The sequence below is a fragment of the Pseudomonas sp. NBRC 111138 genome, assembly GCF_001320835.1.
Lineage (GTDB): Bacteria > Pseudomonadota > Gammaproteobacteria > Pseudomonadales > Pseudomonadaceae > Aquipseudomonas > Aquipseudomonas paracarnis.
Genome location: NZ_BCBO01000188.1, coordinates 1 through 3,454 on the forward strand (window position 1 = coordinate 1; position 3,454 = coordinate 3,454).

Here is a 3,454-nt window from a genome sequence, read left to right on the forward strand (position 1 = left end):
ACACCAGCGCGATATTGCAGTACGGCTGGCACTCGCCAGTGCGCACCACAGCGCGGGCATTGCGGCTCAATTGCTTGAATTGGTCATGGCTGAGCAGGCGTCGCTCGCCCAGTGCAGCCTGCTCTGTGAGCGTATTTAGCGCGGTCAGCGCGGGCGGTTGCTTCAGCAGGATCTCTTCTGCCAGAACATGGCTTTCCACCTGCATTTCGCTAAGCACGATGCGCAAGGTGCTGATGAAGTCCGGGATGCCCTGGGTCAGTGCCAGGTCGATCAATTCGACGCCGGGAGGTACCGGCAGGCCGGCATCGCCGATGACCAGAATGTCACCGTGGCCCAGGGACGCGATCACGCGCGACAGGGCGATATTCAGCAAAGGTGTCTTTTTCATGCGGGCACAAAACCTTGTACGTCGTGCAGCGTAGGAATGGAAGGCTGAGCGCCGGCGCGGGTCACTGACAACGCCGCCGCCACTTGGCCAAAACGGATCGCCTCGGCTTCGCTCTGGCCCGCGGCCAGCGCGGCGGCAAAGCCACCGACAAAGGTATCGCCAGCAGCGGTGGTATCCACCGCCTTGACCTTCGGCGCCACCAGGTGCTCAAAGCTCTTGCCGTCGGCAAACAGCGCGCCCTGGGCGCCCAGGGTGATGATGACCTTGCCAGCACCCGCCTGGATCAGCGCGGTCGCGGCGACCTTGGCACTGTCGAGGGAGTCGACCGCTACGCCGCTGAGAGCGCTGGCCTCGCTTTCATTGGGGATCAGATAATCGATCGAGGCATACCAGTCAGCGGGCAATGGTCCGCTTGCCGGGGCCGGGTTGAGGATGACGGTCTTGCCCAGTTCGCGACCCCGCTTGAGCGCATACCCAACGGTCTCCATCGGCACCTCAAGCTGGCAGATGATCACGTCTGCCGCCTGCAGCACAGCGTCGCACGTTCGCAGCGACGCAGGCGTCAGCTCACCGTTGCTGCCGGCCACAATGACAATGGCGTTCTGGCTGCTGTCATCGACCACGATCAACGCCACACCGCTGGAGCCATCCACCGTGCTGACGGCCTGGCAGTCGATCCCTTCCACCAGCAGCGCATCGCGCAATTGGCTGCCATAGGCGTCGGTACCGATGCACCCCACCATGGCGACACTCGCCCCCAGGCGTGCCGAGGCGACGGCCTGGTTGGCGCCCTTGCCACCGGGCACAGTGGAAAATGTCTGGCCGATCAGGGTTTCACCGGCACGCGGCAAGCGACTGGCGCGGGTGACCAGGTCCATGTTCAAGCTGCCTATTACCACTACTTTTGCTGGCATACATCAGTACTCATCAATTCGGTTCAGCGGTATTGGGCGAACACATCAGCCAATGGCGCGGTCGACTCACGCAAAACAATACTGGGCGTCACGATACGTTGATCGATCGGCAGTTGGGGGGTTGCTATTCGTTGCAGTAATAATTCGGCCGCAGTCTCGCCCAATTGCAGGATCGACTGGCCAACCGTCGTCAGCGCCGGGTAGACGTAGCGCCCCATCTGGATGTCATCGAAACCGATGACCGACAGCTCGCCCGGCACCCGCACATTGCGCTCGGCGGCGGCGCGCAGCACGCCAAAACCAATCATATCGTTGCTGGCGAAAATCGCGCTGGGCGGGTGTTGCGATAATAACTGTACGGCTGCGGCATACCCGCCCGTGCTGGTGAAATCGCTTTCCAGGGTACGACTGGACAACACCTCGATGCCCGCCTCGCGCAATGCACGCTGGTACCCGGCCAGGCGCATCTGCGCCACGCGGGTATGCCCAGGGCCGCCGATACAGGCGATGTCCCGGTGCCCCAACTCCAGCAAGTGCCGGGTCGCCAGGTAAGCGCCCTCTTCGTGATCGATGCGCACCAGGTCCACATCAATCCCATCCAGCGCCCGGTCGACAATCACCATCGGCGTGCGCACTGCACTCAAGCCTGCGGCAAGGCCACTGTCATCACCGCCCACGGATGTCACGATCAAGCCGTCGACGCGTTTTTCCAGCAACACGCGCAAATAACTGCGCTGTTTCTCTGCGTCGTCATCCGAGTTGCAGAGGATCACGCAATAGCCATTACGCTCGCAGTAATCCTCGATACCCCGAGCCAGCTCGGCAAAATACGGGTTGAGGCTGTTGGGCACCAGCAGCCCGATGGTGGCCGTGGTCTTGGCCTTGAGCGAGCGTGCCACGGCACTGGGCACGTAGTCCAACTGCTTGATCGCCGCCTCGACCTTGATGCGTACCGGCTCGCTGACTGGGCGCGTCTTGTTCACCACATGGGACACGGTGGTGTAGGAAATACCTGCAAGCGCTGCCACATCCTTGATCGTTGCCATGGTTCAGCCCCGCCGACTGGCGCGCTGGCTGCGATAAGTATCGAGGACCACGGCAATCACGATCACGGCACCGGTAATGATGCGTTTAGTCGGTTCCGTCGCGCCGATCTGCGCCAGCCCGGCGGCCAGGACCGAAATAATCAACACCCCGAAGAACGTACTGATGACCGAGCCACGCCCGCCCATCAGGCTGGTGCCACCGATCACAACGGCGGCGATCACTTGCAGCTCCAGGCCCGAACCGGCATTCGGGTCCGCCGCTTCCAGGCGCGAGATCTGGAACAGCGCCGCCACACCAGCCAACAGGCCCATCAGGCTGAACACCAGGACCTTGTAAGGCTTGGGATTGATACCCGCCAGGCGCACCGCTTCTTCGTTGGTGCCGATGCCGATCAGGTAGCGGCCGAAGACCGTACGGGTCAGTACCAACTGGGCCGCGATGATCACCAGCAAGGCGATGATGAACGACGGAGAAATACCGAAGGCAATCGGGTTGGACAGCCAGGCAAACGAGTCACCGATATAAGCGGTGCGCGAGCCCGTCATCTGGTAGGCCACGCCGCGGGCCATCTCCAGCACGCCGAGGGATACGATAAATGACGGAATGCGCCAGGCCACCGTGATGGAACCGGTGATGGTGCCGGCCAACGCCGCGCAACCCATGCCCAACAGAGCGGCAGGCAACACGCTCCAGCCCCAGCCCAGGATCGCCACGCTGACTGCCGAGGCCGCCAATGCCAGTACCGATCCCACAGACAGGTCGATGCCGCCAATGATCAGGATGAAGGTCATGCCCACCGCCAGCACCATCAGGTCTGGAATCTGGTTGGCCAGGGTGCTGAAGGTGTCATAGGACAGAAAGTGATCGCTGAGCATCGAGAACAGCGCAATCATCGCCAGCAGGGCACCCGCCAGCCCGAGGTAGGTACCCAGGCCATAGAAGTTGCCGCCAGTTTTACCGGGGGAAATGTTTGTTTTCATGGGGTATTCCTAGGCGCTGCTTCGTTGAGCAGCGCATCACGTTTCTGATAGCCGGCAAAGGCGGCGGCGAGCAATTCGTCCTGGGTCCAGCTGTCACGCTCGAAGGTCTCGATCAGGCGCCCGGC

At 62.1% G+C, this 3,454-nt stretch carries 5 protein-coding genes; all 5 read right to left on the bottom strand.

The features are described from left to right. A partial coding sequence (gene rbsD, locus APH41_RS27630) for a D-ribose pyranase (protein ID WP_054922654.1) occupies window positions 1-388 on the bottom strand: 388 nt, incomplete at its 3' end. Then, on the bottom strand, window positions 385-1,302 hold the full coding sequence (gene rbsK / locus APH41_RS27635; RefSeq protein ID WP_054922656.1) for a ribokinase: 918 nt from the start codon (window positions 1,300-1,302) through the stop codon (window positions 385-387). The genes rbsD and rbsK, both read right to left, overlap by 4 nt. Window positions 1,303-1,325: 23 nt before the next feature. After that, window positions 1,326-2,348 (bottom strand): LacI family DNA-binding transcriptional regulator, encoded by a 1,023-nt coding sequence (locus tag APH41_RS27640; RefSeq protein WP_054922657.1) that lies wholly within the window; start codon window positions 2,346-2,348, stop codon window positions 1,326-1,328. Window positions 2,349-2,351: 3 nt separating this feature from the next. Then, window positions 2,352-3,329 (bottom strand): ABC transporter permease, encoded by a 978-nt coding sequence (locus APH41_RS27645; RefSeq protein WP_054898321.1) that lies wholly within the window; start codon window positions 3,327-3,329, stop codon window positions 2,352-2,354. Continuing rightward, window positions 3,326-3,454, bottom strand: a 129-nt coding sequence (locus APH41_RS29555) for a hypothetical protein (protein ID WP_256220352.1), incomplete at its 5' end; no start/stop codon positions are given. The genes APH41_RS29555 and APH41_RS27645, both read right to left, overlap by 4 nt.